Origin of the sequence: Bacillus sp. FSL R10-2201 (genome assembly GCF_038008665.1) — a bacterium.
Taxonomy (GTDB): Bacteria; Bacillota; Bacilli; order Bacillales; family Bacillaceae_G; genus Bacillus_A; species Bacillus_A mycoides.
Map to the genome: position 1 here is coordinate 62,144 of NZ_JBBOZP010000001.1, position 17,857 is coordinate 80,000.

Sequence of the window (17,857 nt, forward strand, 5' to 3'; positions counted from 1 at the left end):
CGTGAATAATGGTTACTCACCTATGTCTTCTAATCAACAAAATGTTTCGGTAGAGCATGATATTATTATGCGTGGCAGGCGTGTAATTGATATTACCGGTGTAAAGCAGGTAGAGAGTTTTGATAGCGAAGAGTTTTTACTCGAGACTGTAATGGGTTTTTTAACAATTCGTGGTCAAAATTTGCAAATGAAGAATTTAGATGTAGAAAAGGGTATTGTATCAATTAAAGGGAAAGTTCATGAAATGCTGTATATTGATGAGAACCAAGGGGAGAAAACTAAAGGCTTCTTTAGTAAGCTATTTAAATGAGCCTAACAATTCAGTTGTATACAATGCTTTCGATGATTGGAATGGGTGCTTGGATTGGTGCTTCTTTAGATACATACCAACGGTTTTTAAAGCGCCAAGAGCGTAAACGTTGGCTTGTATTTATACATGATATACTATTTTGGATTGTCCAAGCATTATTCGTTTTTTATGTATTACTGCGTGTAAATGAAGCCGAACTACGTATATATGTATTTTTGGCGTTACTATGTGGTTTTGCAGCATATCAAAGCTTATTGAAAGCACTATACATGAAGATGTTAAATTTTCTCATCTATATTTTTGTACAAACAACACAATTTTTTGTTCGAATTATACAGCTACTCATGATAAAACCTGTTATTATTATAGCACAGCTATTTATTGCATTTATATTATTCTTATTTCGTATACTGCTTTCAATTGGACATGTGTTATGGAAAATGGTGATTTGGATATTACTTTTCATATGGAAAGTTTTTTTCTCGCCTGTTCGGTTTATTGCTTCGCTCATATGGAAACTTCTCCCTAATCGTGTTAAACTTTTTATAATGAAGCATGTAGGGTTCCTGCAATATGTAGCAAAATTGAAGGGACATATCTTCCAATTATGGGTGCGTATAAAAAAGAAGTTAGGGGGACCTCGGAAATGAGGGAACTGAGACAAAGAACAATCGACAAACAGAGTCCAAATCCTGTTAAAGAACATATAATACAAACGGATGAGAACAGGAAGCGACTTTATCGCCGTTTAGCGGTTTTTCTTGTCTTTGCTTTTACAATTATTGCTAGTATTAGTGTGACGTTTTATCAACAAAACAGTTCCATTAAAGCAAAAGAAGCAAAAGTTAAGGACATGAAAAAAGAACTGGATTCATTAACGAAAAAAGAAAAGAATCTAAAAGATGAAGTTCAAAAGTTGAATGATGAAGAGTACGTTTTAAAGATTGCTAGAAGGGATTATTTCTTCTCCGGAAAAGGGGAGATAATTTTTCCTGTTTCTAAGTAGAGTATGTCTTATTGACACTGTATTTTAGGATTATATATAATAAAGTAAAATTTGACTTTTTAACCACTAAGGAGGAGCATTTTTTTTATGTCAATCGAGGTAGGCAGCAAGTTACAGGGTAAAGTAACAGGTATTACAAATTTTGGGGCTTTTGTGGAGCTGCCAGAAGGCTTAACAGGTCTTGTTCATATTAGTGAAGTTGCTGATAATTATGTGAAAGATATTAACGATCACTTAAAAGTAGGCGACCAAGTAGAAGTAAAAGTTATCAATGTTGAAAAAGATGGCAAAATTGGCCTATCTATTAAGAAAGCGAAAGAACGTGAAAAAACAGAAGGAGATCGTCCACGCGGTGAATACCAACGTGGTGGTGATCAACAACGTTCTGGACGTCCACAACGTAATAATCGTTCTTCCAACAGAGATAACCGCGGTGGCGGTAACGAACGAGCTCCAAAAGAAACATTTGAGCAAAAGATGGCACGCTTTTTAAAAGATAGTGAAGATCGTTTAACTTCTTTAAAGCGTAACACAGAATCTAAACGTGGTGGCCGTGGCGCACGTCGCGGATAATAAGTCCGTTTAATTCTTAACATATAGAGAGGTACCCAGAGTAATTACTCGGGTACTTTTTTATGTGAGAGAATATATTTTTAAAAAAGTTTTTGAGATGTATTGACTTTAAAATATATCTGATGTAATATACTAATTGTCCGTTAAATACGACGACATGGCGGTGTAGCTCAGCTGGCTAGAGCGTACGGTTCATACCCGTGAGGTCGGGGGTTCGATCCCCTCCGCCGCTATATTTAATTTAACGGCCCGTTGGTCAAGTGGTTAAGACACCGCCCTTTCACGGCGGTAACACGGGTTCGAATCCCGTACGGGTCATCTAAAAAGATCATGCAAATTTGCATGGTCTTTTTTTGTTAAATATAAATTAAGACGTACAATACTTCTACAAAATCACCCTATATTTTCTGAACATTCTTTCAACTCTCTTTAAATAAATTAAATACTATGTATATATGTAGATTTATTTCGAATAAAAAGTCGAACGATTATAAAAGTCAAAACTGTTGTTTTGACAAAAAAACCAATAATCATCTTTTATAATAACAGTAATTAAACTATGCAGGTGGTGTTAAAAATATGCCTAAAGCAGGAAGGAATACTATGAATACAAGTGCATTGGCGATGAATGAAAGTCAGCTTGGAACAATAAAGTGGACGAGTAAGTTGCGAATGAAGTTTGAAAAAGTTTTCTTTAGATGGGGATTCATTATTGCTGTTATTGGTTTTCTTTTGGGACGAGCATATATATTAACAAACATTTTACCGTTTGCATTGCCGTTTTTTGCTGCTGTTTATGTTATGAAGCGAGATAAAATGCCGCTCGCGTTCTTAGCCCTAATGGGGGGAGCACTTTCAGTTTCAATAGATAATTTATTTTTTACTTTTGCATCTATCTTTACCTTCTTTATTTATAATATCTTCTTTAGTCGGTTTACACGTAAAACTGTTGGACTTGTACCATTCCAAGTATTTATCTCCGCATTAACCGCACATTTAGTTGTTGTATATTTTGCACAGCAAACCGTCACCATGTATGATCTGCTCGTCAGTACGATCGAAGCGGGGCTTAGCTTCGTATTAACGATGATATTTTTACAAAGTGTTCCGCTTTTAGTGGAAAGGAAAGGGAAGCAACAAGCGTTAGAAACAGAAGAAATTGTTTGTTTAATTATATTACTAGCATCTGTTTTAACGGGCACAACGGATTGGTTTGTTTATGATGCTTCTATTCAACATATTTTCACTAGATATTTAGTATTAGTATTTGCCTTTATTGCAGGGGCAGCTACAGGGTCCACGGTAGGAGTTGTCACTGGGTTAATATTAAGTTTAGCAAATGTGGCGAGCTTGTCTCAACTTAGTCTCCTTGCCTTTTCAGGATTGCTTGGGGGATTGTTAAAAGAAGGGAAGCGTATAGGAGTTAGTTTAGGTTTATTAATTGGTACAAGCTTAATTACATTATATGTAGACAAGCAAACAAGTATTGTAACAACTTTAATTGAATCTGGTGTAGCGATTGTTTTCTTCTTATTAACACCGAAGCTTGTTATGGATCGTATTGCTAAATTTATGCCGGGTACACAGGAACATTCACAGGATCAACAACAATATTTAAGAAGAGTGCGCGATGTTACAGCAAACAAAATCAATCAATTTGCTAATGTATTTGCTGCTTTGTCTAATAGCTTTTCTGTATACGGGTATGTGGAGGAGGAAGATAAAGAAACAGAAGCTGATTTATTTTTAAGTACAATTACTGCAAAAACATGTCAAACATGTTTTAAGAAGGATCAATGTTGGGTAGTTAATTTTGATAAAACATACGATTATATGAAACAAATAATGAGTGAAACAGAAGAAGGAACGCTGCAGCATAATCGGAAGTTAGTTCGTGAATGGGACAAGCATTGTGTGAGAGGGAAGAAAGTAACGGATTTAGTAGCGGGTGAATTAGATCACTTCTATGAGGGGCAGAAATTAAGAAAACAAATGAAGGAAAATCGTAGAATTGTAGCGGAGCAATTACTAGGTGTATCAAAAGTGATGGAGGATTTCGCTAAGGAGATACAACGAGAAAGAGAGAACCATCAAGCGCAGGAGGAGCAAATTTTACAAGCGTTTCGTGATTTTGGTGTCGAAGTGGAGCATGTTGATATTTATTGTTTAGATAGAGGAAGTATTGATATTGAAATGTTGATTCCGGCTGCATCTAATGAACATGGGGAATGTGAGAAGTTGGTTGCTCCAATGCTTTCAGATATTTTAAAAGAGAATATCGTCGTTAAGCATGAAGAGAAATCCTCATATCCAAATGGGCACAGTTTAATATCATTTGGTTCAGCGAAGACATATTCTCTTGATACAGGATTGGCCACAGCTGCAAAAGGTGGTGGGTTTATTTCAGGTGATTCCTACGCGATGATGGATTTGAGCGTTGGTAAATATGCACTTGCGATTAGTGATGGTATGGGAAATGGACAAAGGGCTCATATGGAGAGTAGGGAAACGGTAAAATTATTACAAAAGATACTTCAATCAGGTATTGATGAAGAAATAGCGATTAAGTCCATCAATTCGATTCTTTCTTTAAGGACGACAGAGGAGATGTATACAACGCTTGACTTGGCTATGGTAGATTTGCGGGATGCGAGTGCGAAGTTTTTAAAGATTGGATCGACGCCGAGTTTTGTTAAACGCGGAAATAATATTTTGAAAATTGAGGCAAGTAATTTGCCGATGGGAATCATTGAAGATGTTGAAGTTGATGTGGTTGGTGAGCAATTAAAAACGGGTGATCTTCTTATCATGATGAGTGACGGCATCTTTGAGGGAGCGCAACATGTGGAGAATCACGAATTATGGATAAAACGTAAAATTAAAGAACTACAAACAGAGGACCCACAGGAAATCGCTGATATTATTATGGAAGAAGTAATTCGCTCTGGTGATGGTTATATAAATGATGATATGACTATTGTGGTGGCGAAAGTAAAGAAAAATATGCCGAAGTGGGCTACGATTCCAATAGTAGGAATGCAGGCGCAATAAAATAATCAAAAAACCTAGGTAGATGCCTAGGTTTTTTTGATTAAAAAGGTAATGTTATTACTTTGTTAAATATACAGGAGGGATGTAAGATAAAAATATGGATTTTGTACATCTTTTTTTTGCACAATGTTTGTAAAAGTTGTACCATTATATACAAGGTAACTAATGTTGTTGTTCTTGTTTAATGAAAGGTGATTGCGAAGTTGAAAGATGCATTTGTTGAAAAAGTAGATGACTTTGTAAAGCAGCATGATGTATTAAAGAAACATTCAACAATTGTTGTAGGGGTTTCTGGTGGTCCTGACTCTTTGGCTCTTTTATATTATTTGTTAGAAAAAAGGGCAGAAAAACAGCTAGAAATTGTAGTAGCACATGTGGACCATATGTTTAGAGGTAATGAATCTTATGAGGATTTACAGTTTGTACAGGGTCTTTGCAAAGAGCTAGGAGTTATTTGTGAAACGCTAAGGATTAATGTGTCGCAATATCAACAGCAATATGGAATGAATGCACAAGTTGCAGCTAGAGAATGCAGATATGCATTTTTGGAAAGAATAATGAAGAAATATGATGCGAGATATGTAGCTCTTGGTCACCATGGAGATGATCAAGTAGAGACGATTTTAATGCGCCTTGTACGAGGGAGTACTCCGAAAGGATACGCAGGAATTGCAGTGAAGCGATCTTTTCATAATGGATATTTAATTAGGCCGTTACTTGGGGTAACTAAGGAAGAAATTGTTGATTACTGTAATAAATTAAAAGTTATTCCGCGTATAGATCCGAGTAATAAAAAAGAAGTATATACAAGGAATCGATTACGTAAATATGTCCTTCCTTATTTGAAAGAAGAAAATCCACAAATGCATGAGAAATTCCAAAAATTTAGCGTGCAGATGCAAGAGGATGAGGCTTATTTGCAGGAATTAGCTTTTGAGAAAATGAATAAAGTAATTACAAAAAAAAGCGATAAACAAATTAGCTTATCAATTCCTGCCTTTGAATCCATGTCTATGCCTTTACAAAGAAGAGGGATTCAACTAATATTAAACTATCTTTATGAATATAAGATTCCATCTTCGCTTTCTTCTATACATATTGACAAGGTGATTGAATTTTTTAAGCGGGCACAACCTTCAGGTTCACTAGATTTTCCAGGTGGTTTGAAAATTGTTCGCACATACGAAGAATGTGGTTTTGGATTTAAACAAGAAATTGTTTCTCCTTTTTCGCAAGATTTATCAGTACCTGGGACAATTATATTGCCGAATGGGGATAAACTTGTAACAGAGGTGAGCGAAGATATACCGAGTAACATGAATGAAACAGTATTTGTTGCTAAGTATAATGATATATCGTATCCACTTCGTATTCGGTCTAGGGAAAATGGAGATCGCATGTCAATGCAAGGTATGGATGGTACAAAAAAGATAAAAGCTGTTTTTATCGAAGCGAAAGTACCAAAAGAAAAAAGAGAAGAATGGCCGATCGTTTGTGACGCAAGTGGAAATATTATTTGGGTACCCTTGTTGAAACGATCTGCGTTTGCTACTTCGAAAGAGCTAGCAAAGAAGGGTAAATACATGATTATTCACTACAAAAGCAAGGAGTCTTCCGGGAGGATAATGAAATGATGAATCAAGATATCGAAAAAGTATTAATTTCTGAAGAACAAATACAAGAAAAGGTGCACGAACTAGGTGCAGTTATTGCAGAGGATTACAAAAATACAGTACCTCTTGCGATTGGTGTACTAAAGGGTGCAATGCCATTTATGGCAGATTTATTAAAGAGAACAGATACATATCTTGAAATGGATTTTATGGCTGTATCTAGCTACGGTCACTCTACAGTTTCGACAGGCGAAGTAAAAATCTTAAAAGATCTTGATACTTCGGTAGAAGGTCGCGATATTTTAATCGTTGAAGATATTATTGATAGCGGTCTTACACTAAGCTATTTAGTGGATCTGTTTAAATATCGTAAAGCGAAATCTGTAAAAATTGTTACTTTATTAGATAAGCCAACAGGCCGTAAGGTTGATCTGAAAGCAGATTATGTTGGATTTACTGTTCCTCATGAATTTGTTGTAGGATATGGATTAGATTATAAAGAGCAGTACCGTAATCTTCCTTATGTAGGAGTATTAAAACCAAGTGTTTACTCAAATTAATTAAATATAGGCGTTACAATTGTATAGGAAATTTTTTTTATGTTACGATTTACTATAGTGTTTATGCCGTGAGAGGAGGTTAGGAATGAATCGTATCTTCCGTAATACCATCTTTTATTTACTGATATTCTTAGTAGTAATTGGAATCGTGAGCTATTTTAATGGTTCGACGCAAAAAACGACATCAGTTAGCTACGATAAATTCATTACTCAACTTGAAAAAGGTGAAGTGCGTAATGTGCAGCTTCAACCGAAAAATGGTGTGTTTGAGGTAAAGGGACAATTCAAGACTTCTAGCCAAGGAGAACAATTTGTTACTTATGCACCAAATACTGAGGAATTACAAAAGAAAATTAATGATAAAGCGCAAGGGGCTGAAGTTAAGTATCAACCAGCAGAAGAAACAAGTGCTTGGGTAACGTTCTTTACTTCTATCATTCCGTTTGTCATTATCTTCATTTTATTCTTCTTCTTATTAAACCAAGCTCAGGGCGGCGGTAGCCGTGTTATGAACTTCGGGAAAAGTAAGGCGAAGCTATACAATGATGAAAAGAAAAAAATTCGTTTCAGAGATGTTGCTGGAGCGGATGAAGAGAAACAAGAACTTGTTGAGGTAGTTGAATTCTTGAAAGACCCTCGTAAGTTCGCTGAAGTTGGTGCCCGTATTCCGAAGGGTGTTCTATTAGTGGGACCTCCAGGTACAGGTAAAACTTTACTAGCACGTGCTGTTGCAGGTGAAGCAGGCGTTCCGTTCTTCTCTATTAGTGGTTCTGACTTCGTAGAGATGTTCGTCGGTGTCGGTGCATCCCGTGTACGTGATTTATTTGAAAATGCAAAGAAAAATGCTCCTTGTATCATTTTCATTGATGAAATTGATGCAGTAGGACGTCAACGTGGCGCGGGTCTTGGCGGTGGTCATGATGAGCGTGAACAAACGTTGAACCAATTGCTTGTTGAAATGGATGGATTCGGTGCAAACGAAGGTATTATTATCATCGCTGCGACAAACCGTCCTGATATTCTTGATCCAGCGTTATTACGTCCAGGTCGTTTTGACCGTCAAATTACAGTAGATCGTCCAGATGTAAATGGTCGTGAAGCTGTACTTAAGGTACACGCTCGTAATAAACCGCTTGATGAGAATGTCAACTTAAGAGCAATTGCAACTCGTACACCAGGATTCTCTGGTGCCGACCTTGAAAACTTATTAAACGAAGCTGCTTTAGTAGCTGCGCGTCAAGATAAGAAGAAAATTGATATGAGTGACATCGATGAAGCGACGGATCGTGTTATTGCAGGTCCAGCTAAGAAAAGTCGCGTTATCTCTGAAAAAGAACGTAATATCGTTGCATTCCATGAGGCTGGCCATACTGTAATTGGTGTTGTTCTTGATGAAGCAGATATCGTTCATAAAGTAACAATTGTCCCTCGTGGTCAAGCTGGTGGATATGCGGTAATGCTTCCGAAGGAAGATCGTTACTTCATGACAAAACCAGAGTTACTTGATAAAATCACTGGTTTACTTGGTGGTCGAGTAGCTGAGGAGATTGTATTTGGTGAAGCAAGTACAGGTGCTCACAACGACTTCCAACGTGCGACTGGTATTGCAAGACGTATGGTTACAGAATTCGGGATGAGTGATAAGCTTGGACCGATGCAATTTGGTAGCTCACAAGGTGGTCAGGTATTCTTAGGAAGAGACTTCCATTCAGAACAAAACTACAGTGATGCAATCGCGCATGAAATTGATGTGGAAATGCAAATAATTATTAAAGACTGTTATGCTCGCGCGAAACAAATTCTTACTGAAAAACGAGATAAGCTTGATATTATCGCAAAAACGTTACTTGAAGTAGAAACATTAGATGCAGAGCAAATTAATCATTTATATGATTATGGCAGATTACCTGAGCGTCCAACATCTTCAGATGATGTGAAAGTAAACATCAATATGAAGAAAGACGATGAAGATACAGAAGATAAGTAAGAAAAAAAGGAGTGACAATAGTCACTCCTTTTTTTGTGGAATGAATTTAAGTGGCAAAAAAAATTGAATGAAACTATTATTAAAAATTGAAATAGAGAGTAATCTTTTTGTACAATGATGAGTATAGAAAAACTGATTATATAAGTATGTGTGATATGATGTTTTTGTAAGTTTTATACATACTGCGCAAATATAGATTAAATAAGATAAGTGGTGAGAATATGATTTTTGTATTGGATGTAGGGAACACAAATGCGGTACTAGGTGTGTTTGAAGAGGGGGAACTTCGTCAGCATTGGCGCATGGAAACAGATCGTCATAAAACAGAAGATGAGTATGGGATGCTTGTAAAGCAGTTACTTGAGCATGAAGGTCTTTCTTTTGAAGATGTGAAAGGTATTATTGTGTCTTCAGTCGTACCGCCAATTATGTTCGCTTTAGAGCGTATGTGTGAAAAGTATTTTAAAATTAAACCGCTTGTAGTGGGGCCTGGGATAAAAACTGGCTTGAATATTAAATATGAAAATCCACGTGAAGTAGGCGCGGACCGAATTGTAAATGCAGTAGCAGGAATCCACTTATATGGAAGTCCGCTTATTATTGTTGATTTTGGTACGGCTACTACATATTGTTATATTAACGAAGAGAAGCATTATATGGGTGGCGTCATTACGCCGGGAATTATGATTTCGGCAGAGGCTTTATATAGCAGGGCAGCAAAGCTTCCTCGTATTGAAATTACAAAACCGGGTAGTGTTATCGGGAAGAATACAGTAAGTGCAATGCAATCAGGTATTCTTTATGGATACGTTGGACAAGTGGAAGGTATTGTTAAGCGTATGAAGGAAGAAGCTAAGCAAGAACCGAAAGTTATTGCAACAGGTGGATTAGCAAAATTAATTTCAGAAGAATCAAATGTAATTGATATTGTAGATCCGTTTTTAACGTTAAAAGGTTTGTATATGTTATATGAGCGTAATGCAAATTTACAACATGAGAAGGGTGAATAAATAAGTATGAAAGATTATTTAGTAAAAGCGTTAGCGTTTAATGGAGAGGTTCGTGCTTATAGTGTACGTACAACAAATACAGTAAGTGAGGCGCAAAAGCGTCATGATACATGGAGAACAGCTTCAGCGGCACTTGGTCGTTCTTTAACTGCGGGTACAATGATGGGTGCTATGTTAAAAGGCGAGCAGAAGTTAACGATTAAAGTAGAGGGTAACGGCCCGATTGGTCCTATCTTAGTCGATGCTCATGCAAATGGGGATGTACGTGGTTATGTAACGAATCCGCATGTTGATTTTGAAGGAACGGAACAAGGGAAATTACGTGTATATCAAGCGGTAGGTACAGAAGGATTTGTAACGGTAATTAAAGATATCGGTATGCGTGAACCGTTTATTGGTCAATCTCCCATTGTTTCAGGAGAACTAGGGGAAGATTTCACATATTATTTCGCGGTTTCTGAGCAGACGCCTTCTTCTGTAGGTGTTGGTGTTCTTGTAAATGGAGATGATAGCGTATTAGCGGCGGGTGGATTCATTCTTCAAATTATGCCAGGTGCGCAGGAAGAAACAATTTCATTTATTGAAGAGCGTCTTCAACAAATCCCGCCAGTATCACAATTAATCGAACAAGGTCTTTCTCCAGAAGAATTACTGTATGAAGTGCTTGGAGAAGATAAAGTGAAAGTTCTAGAAACAATGGATGTTCAATTTAATTGTACATGTTCACGTGAGCGTATTGAAAGTGTGCTAATTAGTTTAGGTAAAGCGGAGTTAGAACAAATTCGTGCAGAAGAAGAAGAGACGGAAGTTCACTGTCACTTCTGTAATGAACGACATAAATTCGCTAAAGAAGATATTGCAAGTCTAATTGAGAAGCTGTAATAAAGAAGTTTAGGTGGAGAATCAGCCGCCCAAATAGATTGACAAACAGGGAATTTTCTGACAAAATCTAAATATAGATAAAACCAATAAAAATACTCGGTGTTAGGAGTGACAGGAATGCGAGTGGCACAATCAGTTTCAGAATTAATCGGGAAAACGCCGATCGTTAAGTTGAACCGCATCGTAGAATCAGACAGCGCAGATGTATATTTAAAATTAGAATTTATGAATCCGGGGAGCAGTGTTAAAGATCGTATCGCGTTAGCTATGATTGAAGATGCTGAAAATAAAGGATTATTAAAAGAGGGCGATACAATCATTGAGCCGACAAGTGGTAACACAGGTATTGGCTTAGCGATGGTAGCAGCTGCTAAAGGATATAAGGCAATTTTAGTAATGCCAGAAACAATGAGTATTGAGCGTCGTAATTTATTACGCGCTTATGGTGCTGAATTAGTATTGACTCCAGGACCTGAAGGAATGGGCGGAGCAATTCGAAAGGCAACTGAATTAGCAGGAGAACATGGGTACTTTATACCACAACAGTTCCAAAATCAAGCGAATCCAGAAATCCATCGTATAACAACAGGTCCAGAAATTGTTGAACAGATGGGGGATCAATTAGATGCGTTTATCGCAGGTATTGGTACAGGTGGAACAATTACAGGTGCCGGTGAAGTGCTGAAAGAAGCTTATAAAAATATCAAAATTTACGCGGTAGAACCTGCGGATTCACCAGTATTATCTGGTGGAAAGCCAGGACCACATAAGATCCAAGGAATTGGAGCGGGGTTTGTTCCGGAGACATTGGATGTAGAGGTATATGATGAAATTATTCAAGTGAAAACGGAGCAAGCGTTCGAATATGCGAGAAGAGTGGCTAAAGAAGAAGGTATTTTAGTTGGTATCTCTTCGGGAGCAGTCGTTTATGCAGCGACAGAAGTTGCGAAGAAATTAGGTAAAGGGAAAAAGGTACTTGTTATTATCCCAAGTAACGGTGAACGTTATTTAAGTACACCACTTTATCAATTTGAGTCATAAGTGAATGTGATTTGAAAAGCATCCTTAAAAAAGGATGCTTTTTCTTTTTTGATTGGAAAAAGGAAAAGAGTGAATGACTAGAAAACTTCATGTAAAATAAGAAGTAGTATAACTAATTTATTTTCACTAGCCCTCAAGTATAATCATTCTCTATATAAATAATTTTATGTAGTTTGATTTGATTGGCTTAAGAGGGTGGGATAACAGAAGACGGGGTGTTGATATGCAACGAAGAAAATCTTTAGCGCTTTCTATTCCATATCAGTTAGATTTCTTTAAGCAATATAAATTTCTTTCTCAGGATAAGCCGCAACATATTTTGTTAGAAAGTGGACGTGGTGGTCGTTATAATATTGTTGGGCTGGATCCAGTAGCGGTAATTCAGGGTAAGAATGAGACGTTACATATAAGTGAAAGTGGCAAGGAAACAATAAAGCGAGGGAATCCGTTAGATTTAATGCAAGCGTATATGGAGAAATGGAAAACGGATTATAATCCGGAGTATCCACCTTTTCAGGGTGGGGCAATTGGATACTTTAGTTATGATTGTATCCGTTATATTGAAAAACTTTCTTCTCTTGCGAAGGATGATATTAATATACCTGACATATTCTTTTTGTTATTTGATGACGTGTTTGTGTATGATCAACAGGAGAGAGTATTATGGATTATTACGCATTATGTAGATGAGTGTGAAGAGGCAGAAGAACGATTAAATGAATGGAAGGGTCTTTGGATGAAAGAAGCCCCCGAAGTGACTATGCCGTTTGAATCTCCTGAAAAGAAAAATGAAGCAGTCGCTTTTACGGAAGAGGGCTTTATGAAGGCCGTTGAACGTATTCAAGAATATATTGGAGCGGGTGATGTGTTTCAAGTAAACTTGTCGACAAGACAAGAAAGAACATTACAAACACATCCACTAGAAATATATACAAGTCTTCGTGGAATTAATCCATCTCCATATATGGGTTACTTGGAGTTTGGAGATTTTCAAATTGTTAGTGCTTCGCCTGAATTGCTAATTAAAAAGCAAGGAAAAGAAGTGAGTACAAGACCGATTGCTGGTACGCGCTCTCGAGGAGCAAGTGAGCAAGAGGATGAAGAATTAGCGAAAGAATTAATTGAAAATGAAAAGGAAAGAGCAGAGCATGTAATGCTTGTGGATTTAGAACGAAATGACTTGGGCCGGGTTTGTAAATATGGCACTGTTGAAGTAGATGAATTTATGGTAATTGAAAAATACTCACACGTTATGCATATTGTTTCTAATGTGCGTGGTGAGGTGGAAGCAGATAAAGATGCTTTCGATTTGGTGAAGGCTGTATTTCCTGGTGGGACAATTACCGGTGCCCCGAAAATACGTACGATGGAAATCATTGAAGAATTAGAACCTGTTCGCCGAGGAATTTATACGGGTTCAATTGGTTGGATTGGTTATTCTGGAGATACGGAATTGAATATTGTAATCCGAACACTACTTGCTAAAGATGGGCAAGCGCATGTGCAAGCTGGAGCGGGTATTGTAATTGATTCAAATCCAAAAGATGAATATAAAGAGTCGTTAAAAAAAGCAATCGCTTTATGGCGTGCAAAAGAAAGTAGCGAAGAAACGGTTAGGTGAGAGAAATGATATTAATGATTGATAATTATGATTCTTTTACATTTAATTTAGTGCAATTTCTTGGAGAACTTGGACAAGAGCTTGTTGTTAAGCGTAATGATGAAGTGACTATTTCGGATATTGAGAATATGAAACCAGATTTTTTAATGATTTCGCCAGGTCCATGTAGTCCTAATGAGGCGGGAATCAGTATGGAGGTTATTAAATATTTTGCAGGTAAGCTTCCGATTTTTGGGGTCTGTCTTGGACATCAATCAATTGCGCAAGTATTTGGAGGGGATGTTGTCAGGGCAGAGCGTTTGATGCATGGAAAAACATCTTTAATGCATCATGATGGGCAGACGATTTTTTCTGATATCCCAAATCCATTTACCGCGACACGTTATCACTCTCTTATCGTTAAAAAAGAGACGTTACCGAATTGTTTAGAGATAACATCTTGGACTGAAGAAGGTGAAATTATGGCGCTTCGTCATAAAACGTTGCCGATTGAAGGGGTACAATTCCATCCGGAATCTATTATGACTTCTCATGGGAAAGAGTTGCTACAGAATTTCATTCGCAAATATAGCCCAAGTGTGACATCGTGTTAATTTACGTAAATGGCGCGTATGTAGAAGCGAGTGAAGCGAAAATTTCTCCTTATGACCACGGTTACCTATATGGACTTGGGGTTTTTGAGACATTTCGTATTTATAATGGTCATCCCTTTTTATTGGATGATCATTATGAACGCTTAATGGATGCGCTAGATATATTGCAAATCAAATGGACAATGACAAAAGATGAAGTGATGCTTATTTTAAAGAATCTACTTGTTAAGAATGGGTTAAAGCATGCATATGTGCGCTTAAATGTATCGGCGGGTATAGATGAAATAGGATTACAAACGGAAGTATATGAAGAACCGTCTGTTATTGTTTTTATAAAACCTTTAGCATCTCCAGGGAATGTAGTGGAAAAAGAAGGAGTTATTTTAAAGCAAGTGAGAAATACACCAGAGGGTGCATTTCGCTTGAAGTCCCATCATTATTTAAATAATATTTTAGGGAAACGCGAAATTGGAAATGTTGTGAATAAGGAAGGTATTTTTCTTACCGAAACAGGTTATGTTGCAGAGGGTATTGTTTCGAATCTCTTTCTTGTTAAAGGAGATATTTTATATACTCCTTCATTAGAAACAGGGATTTTAAACGGAATCACTCGTGCGTTTATTATAAAGGCTGCTGAAGAGCTAGATATAGAAGTAAAGGAAGGTTTCTTTACAAAAGATGAATTGCTTTCAGCGGATGAAGTGTTCGTAACGAACTCTATTCAAGAGATTGTCCCTCTTTATCGTATAGAGAAGAAAGATTTCCCGGGTAAAGTGGGAGTGGTTACAAAAAGACTTATGGATCTTTATGGAGTGCAGAGAGAGAAATTGTGGAGCAGAAATGAATTGCGAAGAGGAGATGTGTAGTTTGAAGTGGGATTATGATTTGCGCTGCGGCGAATATACATTGAACTTAAATGAAAAGACATTAATTATGGGGATTTTAAATGTAACGCCAGATTCATTTTCTGATGGTGGGAGTTACAACGAAGTAGATGCTGCGGTGCGACATGCGAAAGAAATGAAAAGTGAAGGTGCCCATATTATTGATATTGGCGGCGAATCTACCCGCCCGGGTTTCGCTAAAGTTTCAGTAGAAGAGGAAATAAAGCGAGTTGTTCCAATGATTCAGGCAGTGTCAAAAGAAGTAAAGCTACCTATTTCTATTGATACGTATAAAGCTGAGGTTGCGAAACAAGCGATTGAAGCTGGTGCTCATATTATTAATGATATTTGGGGAGCGAAGGCGGAACCGAGGATTGCTGAAGTTGCAGCCTATTATGATGTGCCCATTATCTTAATGCATAACCGAGATAATATGAATTACCGCAATTTAATGGCCGATATGATTGCTGATTTGTATGAAAGTATTAAAATTACTAAAGATGCTGGTGTGCGAGATGAGAATATTATTTTAGACCCAGGTATCGGTTTTGCGAAAACACCTGAGCAAAATTTAGAAGCGATGCGCAATTTAGAACAGTTAAATGTACTGGGTTACCCAGTTCTCTTAGGTACTTCAAGAAAGTCCTTTATTGGCCATGTGTTAGATTTGCCAGTGGAGGAACGTCTTGAAGGAACGGGAGCTACCGTTTGTCTTGGTATTGAAAAGGGCTGTGAGTTTATCCGTGTTCATGATGTGAAAGAAATGGCGCGTATGGCTAAGATGATGGACGCGATGATTGGTAAGGGGGCAAAGTAATTGGATAAAATTTATATCCATGATATGGAGTTTTACGGTTATCATGGTGTATTCCCAGAAGAAAATAAATTGGGTCAGAGATTTAAAGTGGATTTAACGGTGGAGTTGGATTTAAAACGTGCAGGAGAAAGTGACGACTTAGAGTATTCTGTCAATTACGGGGAGCTTTTCGAACTATGTAGAAAAGTGGTTGAAGATAGAACGTATAAGCTTGTAGAGAGTATTGCTGAAAATATCGCTACAGATATATTGAAACAATATGAGAGTATTTCACAATGTACAATTAAGGTAATTAAACCGGATCCGCCGATACCGGGACATTATCGTGCTGTAGCGGTAGAAATTACGAGAGAACGTCCATGAATAATATAGCGTACATTGCATTAGGTTCCAATATTGGGGAGCGTTATACTTATTTAACTGAAGCAATTCAGTTTTTAAATAAAAACCAGCATATCCAAGTTGATGATGTTTCGTCTGTATATGAAACTGATCCGGTTGGCTATACTGACCAAAATTGCTTTTTAAATTTAGTTATAAAAATTTCTACCAATTTATCACCGCAAGAATTATTGAAAGTAACACAAAAGGTAGAGAATGACCTAGGAAGAAAAAGGGAAATTAGATGGGGCCCGAGGACCATCGACCTTGACATTTTACTATATAATCAAGAAAATATTGAAGCAGAGAATCTGATTGTTCCGCATCCGCGGATGTTCGAAAGAGCTTTTGTTATCGTTCCGTTGTTAGAGATTAATCAAGATATAAAACAAAATATTTCACGTTCACAAGTAGAAGAAATGAAAAGGCGAGAGGGAGTAACGGTATGGAAGCAGAAAAATGGGGAAGACGCATTCGTGCTTTTCGAAAGCTAAAAGGCTATACGCAAGAAGGTTTTGCGAAAGAATTAGGGGTATCTGTATCGGTTTTAGGTGAAGTTGAGAGGGGCAATAGATCACCTTCCCAAGATTTTGTAGTAGAAGTCGCTAAAACATTAAACGTTTCAATAGACGAATTGATGCCAAAGTGACCGTAAAGGAAGGAGTAAGTCGGGTGTTAAAGATTGCAAATATTGAGATGAAAAATCCAGTTGTACTAGCACCGATGGCGGGAGTGTGTAACTCTGCATTCCGTTTGACGGTAAAAGAATTTGGTGCAGGTTTAGTTTGTGCTGAAATGGTAAGTGATAAGGCAATATTACTTAATAACAAAAGAACATTAGATATGTTATATATCGATGAGAGAGAAAAGCCATTAAGTTTACAAATTTTTGGTGGAGAGAAAGAAACTCTTGTAGATGCTGCGAAATACGTAGATAAATATACGACAGCAGACATTATTGATATTAATATGGGGTGCCCAGTACCGAAAATCACTAAGTGTGATGCAGGAGCAAAGTGGCTTTTAGACCCAAATAAAATATATGAGATGGTAGCGGCGGTTGTAGATGCTGTTGAAAAGCCAGTTACAGTTAAAATGCGTATTGGTTGGGATGAAGAACATATTTTCGCAATAGAAAATGCTAGAGCTGTTGAGCGTGCTGGTGGACAAGCGATAGCGGTTCATGGGCGTACACGAGTGCAAATGTATGAAGGTAAAGCGGATTGGAATATTATTAAACAAGTAAAGCAGGCTGTAAATATTCCGGTTATCGGAAATGGTGATGTCGAAACACCACAAGATGCAAAGCGTATGCTTGATGAAATTGGTGTAGATGGTGTTATGATTGGTCGCGCTGCTCTTGGAGATCCGTGGATGATTTATCGTACGGTAAAGTATTTAGAGACAGGTGAGTTAATGCCGGAACCAACAGTGCGTGAGAAAATTGATGTATGTATGTTGCATCTAGATCGTCTTATCGATTTAAAGAACGAAAATGTTGCCGTAAGAGAGATGAGAAAGCATGCAG

Annotated in this window: 19 protein-coding genes and 2 tRNA genes (1 of these 21 only partly in view); all 21 read left to right on the forward strand. The window is 37.3% G+C overall.

Annotation, left to right across the window (positions count from 1 at the left end):
- The first annotated feature begins 22 nt into the window (after positions 1 to 22).
- Positions 23 to 310: a sporulation protein YabP gene (gene yabP / locus NSQ69_RS00325; protein ID WP_003186823.1), complete on the forward strand. Its 288-nt coding sequence runs from the start codon at positions 23 to 25 to the stop codon at positions 308 to 310.
- Entirely contained in the window at positions 307 to 960 is a 654-nt protein-coding gene (yabQ, locus tag NSQ69_RS00330; protein WP_002091573.1) for a spore cortex biosynthesis protein YabQ, read from the forward strand. Before yabP ends, yabQ begins: the two co-directional genes overlap by 4 nt.
- A complete protein-coding gene (gene divIC, locus NSQ69_RS00335) occupies positions 957 to 1,316 on the forward strand; it encodes a cell division protein DivIC (protein ID WP_002091572.1) in 360 nt (119 codons plus the stop codon). The genes yabQ and divIC overlap by 4 nt, the downstream gene beginning before the upstream one ends.
- Before the next feature lie 87 nt (positions 1,317 to 1,403).
- Entirely contained in the window at positions 1,404 to 1,889 is a 486-nt protein-coding gene (locus tag NSQ69_RS00340) for a S1 domain-containing RNA-binding protein (protein ID WP_002009683.1), read from the forward strand.
- Between the two features lie 159 nt (positions 1,890 to 2,048).
- Positions 2,049 to 2,122, forward strand: a tRNA-Met gene (locus tag NSQ69_RS00345).
- 13 nt (positions 2,123 to 2,135) lie between these two features.
- Positions 2,136 to 2,207 (forward strand) — tRNA-Glu (locus NSQ69_RS00350).
- A 261-nt stretch (positions 2,208 to 2,468) separates the two neighbouring features.
- Positions 2,469 to 4,940, forward strand: a complete 2,472-nt coding sequence (gene spoIIE / locus NSQ69_RS00355) for a stage II sporulation protein E (protein ID WP_002091571.1) — start codon at positions 2,469 to 2,471, stop codon at positions 4,938 to 4,940.
- Between the two features lie 203 nt (positions 4,941 to 5,143).
- Positions 5,144 to 6,574, forward strand: coding sequence for a tRNA lysidine(34) synthetase TilS (gene tilS / locus NSQ69_RS00360; RefSeq protein WP_002107305.1), 1,431 nt, complete (start codon positions 5,144 to 5,146; stop codon positions 6,572 to 6,574).
- Entirely contained in the window at positions 6,571 to 7,113 is a 543-nt protein-coding gene (gene hpt / locus NSQ69_RS00365; protein ID WP_002124550.1) for a hypoxanthine phosphoribosyltransferase, read from the forward strand. Before tilS ends, hpt begins: the two co-directional genes overlap by 4 nt.
- 85 nt (positions 7,114 to 7,198) lie before the next feature.
- A complete protein-coding gene (ftsH, locus tag NSQ69_RS00370) occupies positions 7,199 to 9,100 on the forward strand; it encodes an ATP-dependent zinc metalloprotease FtsH (RefSeq protein WP_002091565.1) in 1,902 nt (633 codons plus the stop codon).
- Positions 9,101 to 9,321: 221 nt separating this feature from the next.
- On the forward strand, positions 9,322 to 10,110 hold the full coding sequence (locus NSQ69_RS00375; protein ID WP_002009692.1) for a type III pantothenate kinase: 789 nt from the start codon (positions 9,322 to 9,324) through the stop codon (positions 10,108 to 10,110).
- A gap of 6 nt (positions 10,111 to 10,116) precedes the next feature.
- The gene (gene hslO, locus NSQ69_RS00380) at positions 10,117 to 10,992 is read left to right on the forward strand and encodes a redox-regulated molecular chaperone HslO (RefSeq protein WP_341098861.1); all 876 of its coding nucleotides are present in this window, start codon (positions 10,117 to 10,119) and stop codon (positions 10,990 to 10,992) included.
- Positions 10,993 to 11,109: 117 nt separating this feature from the next.
- Positions 11,110 to 12,033, forward strand: coding sequence for a cysteine synthase A (cysK, locus tag NSQ69_RS00385; protein WP_341098862.1), 924 nt, complete (start codon positions 11,110 to 11,112; stop codon positions 12,031 to 12,033).
- A gap of 223 nt (positions 12,034 to 12,256) precedes the next feature.
- Positions 12,257 to 13,654 (forward strand): anthranilate synthase component I, encoded by a 1,398-nt coding sequence (gene trpE, locus NSQ69_RS00390; RefSeq protein ID WP_341098863.1) that lies wholly within the window; start codon positions 12,257 to 12,259, stop codon positions 13,652 to 13,654.
- 5 nt (positions 13,655 to 13,659) lie between these two features.
- Positions 13,660 to 14,247, forward strand: coding sequence for an aminodeoxychorismate/anthranilate synthase component II (gene pabA, locus NSQ69_RS00395; protein WP_002130225.1), 588 nt, complete (start codon positions 13,660 to 13,662; stop codon positions 14,245 to 14,247).
- Positions 14,241 to 15,113: an aminodeoxychorismate lyase gene (gene pabC, locus NSQ69_RS00400; RefSeq protein ID WP_340950902.1), complete on the forward strand. Its 873-nt coding sequence runs from the start codon at positions 14,241 to 14,243 to the stop codon at positions 15,111 to 15,113. The genes pabA and pabC overlap by 7 nt, the downstream gene beginning before the upstream one ends.
- Positions 15,088 to 15,948 (forward strand): dihydropteroate synthase, encoded by an 861-nt coding sequence (folP, locus tag NSQ69_RS00405; RefSeq protein ID WP_341098864.1) that lies wholly within the window; start codon positions 15,088 to 15,090, stop codon positions 15,946 to 15,948. Before pabC ends, folP begins: the two co-directional genes overlap by 26 nt.
- The gene (gene folB, locus NSQ69_RS00410; RefSeq protein ID WP_002130228.1) at positions 15,949 to 16,311 is read left to right on the forward strand and encodes a dihydroneopterin aldolase; all 363 of its coding nucleotides are present in this window, start codon (positions 15,949 to 15,951) and stop codon (positions 16,309 to 16,311) included.
- Positions 16,308 to 16,823: a 2-amino-4-hydroxy-6-hydroxymethyldihydropteridine diphosphokinase gene (gene folK / locus NSQ69_RS00415; RefSeq protein ID WP_002130229.1), complete on the forward strand. Its 516-nt coding sequence runs from the start codon at positions 16,308 to 16,310 to the stop codon at positions 16,821 to 16,823. Before folB ends, folK begins: the two co-directional genes overlap by 4 nt.
- A complete protein-coding gene (locus tag NSQ69_RS00420; protein WP_002009706.1) occupies positions 16,775 to 16,978 on the forward strand; it encodes a helix-turn-helix domain-containing protein in 204 nt (67 codons plus the stop codon). The genes folK and NSQ69_RS00420 overlap by 49 nt, the downstream gene beginning before the upstream one ends.
- Positions 16,979 to 17,001: 23 nt before the next feature.
- Positions 17,002 to 17,857 carry the 5' portion of a tRNA dihydrouridine synthase DusB gene (gene dusB / locus NSQ69_RS00425; protein ID WP_002009708.1) on the forward strand. The gene runs 143 nt beyond the window's last position, so the window shows 856 of its 999 coding nt (coding positions 1-856); it begins with the start codon at positions 17,002 to 17,004; its stop codon lies beyond the right edge, outside the window.

What these genes read in the sequence shown, in the direction of transcription:
- yabP (WP_003186823.1), top strand. Translation starts at nt 23, where the DNA reads ATGTCTTCTAATCAACAAAATGTTTCGGTAGAGCATGATATTATTATG.
- yabQ (WP_002091573.1), top strand. Translation starts at nt 307, where the DNA reads ATGAGCCTAACAATTCAGTTGTATACAATGCTTTCGATGATTGGAATG.
- divIC (WP_002091572.1), top strand. Translation starts at nt 957, where the DNA reads ATGAGGGAACTGAGACAAAGAACAATCGACAAACAGAGTCCAAATCCT.
- NSQ69_RS00340 (WP_002009683.1), top strand. Translation starts at nt 1,404, where the DNA reads ATGTCAATCGAGGTAGGCAGCAAGTTACAGGGTAAAGTAACAGGTATT.
- spoIIE (WP_002091571.1), top strand. Translation starts at nt 2,469, where the DNA reads ATGCCTAAAGCAGGAAGGAATACTATGAATACAAGTGCATTGGCGATG.
- hpt (WP_002124550.1), top strand. Translation starts at nt 6,571, where the DNA reads ATGATGAATCAAGATATCGAAAAAGTATTAATTTCTGAAGAACAAATA.
- ftsH (WP_002091565.1), top strand. Translation starts at nt 7,199, where the DNA reads ATGAATCGTATCTTCCGTAATACCATCTTTTATTTACTGATATTCTTA.
- NSQ69_RS00375 (WP_002009692.1), top strand. Translation starts at nt 9,322, where the DNA reads ATGATTTTTGTATTGGATGTAGGGAACACAAATGCGGTACTAGGTGTG.
- hslO (WP_341098861.1), top strand. Translation starts at nt 10,117, where the DNA reads ATGAAAGATTATTTAGTAAAAGCGTTAGCGTTTAATGGAGAGGTTCGT.
- cysK (WP_341098862.1), top strand. Translation starts at nt 11,110, where the DNA reads ATGCGAGTGGCACAATCAGTTTCAGAATTAATCGGGAAAACGCCGATC.
- trpE (WP_341098863.1), top strand. Translation starts at nt 12,257, where the DNA reads ATGCAACGAAGAAAATCTTTAGCGCTTTCTATTCCATATCAGTTAGAT.
- pabA (WP_002130225.1), top strand. Translation starts at nt 13,660, where the DNA reads ATGATATTAATGATTGATAATTATGATTCTTTTACATTTAATTTAGTG.
- folP (WP_341098864.1), top strand. Translation starts at nt 15,088, where the DNA reads ATGAATTGCGAAGAGGAGATGTGTAGTTTGAAGTGGGATTATGATTTG.
- folK (WP_002130229.1), top strand. Translation starts at nt 16,308, where the DNA reads ATGAATAATATAGCGTACATTGCATTAGGTTCCAATATTGGGGAGCGT.
- NSQ69_RS00420 (WP_002009706.1), top strand. Translation starts at nt 16,775, where the DNA reads ATGGAAGCAGAAAAATGGGGAAGACGCATTCGTGCTTTTCGAAAGCTA.